The organism is Pseudomonas sp. 3JA, from assembly GCF_036961705.1.
In the GTDB taxonomy this organism is placed as follows: domain Bacteria; phylum Pseudomonadota; class Gammaproteobacteria; order Pseudomonadales; family Pseudomonadaceae; genus Aquipseudomonas; species Aquipseudomonas fluorescens_Q.
In genome coordinates this window covers 1-388 of sequence record NZ_JBAMDJ010000116.1, presented here as the reverse complement: position 1 = coordinate 388, position 388 = coordinate 1, and the positions used below count along the sequence as shown (strand labels likewise).

Annotated in this window: 1 protein-coding gene; it reads left to right on the top strand. The window is 62.1% G+C overall.

The genetic code is table 11. The features are described from left to right. On the top strand, positions 1-388 hold a 388-nt coding region (locus V7773_RS30285), incomplete at both ends, for an immunoglobulin-like domain-containing protein (protein WP_336076508.1).

Genomic DNA, 388 nt, shown 5'->3' with positions numbered 1-388 from the left:
CTCGGCATCCGGTGGCAACCTGGAGGCCATCGCACCAAACACGACTCCGGTCAGCACCGTCGTCAGCGATGTCAACGACACCACCACGGTGACGCTGACCGCCACGCCGACCGTGAACGAAAACGGCACCATCACTTACACCGCCACATTGACCGATGCCAACGGCAACCCGGTTACAGCGCAAAATGGTCCGGTCACCGTTACCCTGGAAAGCGGCAAGACCATCACCATCGCGGCCGGCGCAAGCTCGGGTGTGCTGGATGTGGCCGTCGGCAACGACGTGTACCAAGGTCCGACGACGGTTACTGAGTCGATTGCCTCGGCATCGGGCGGTAACTTGGAAGCCATTGCTCCAAACACCGCGCCGGTCAGCACCATCGTCAGCGAC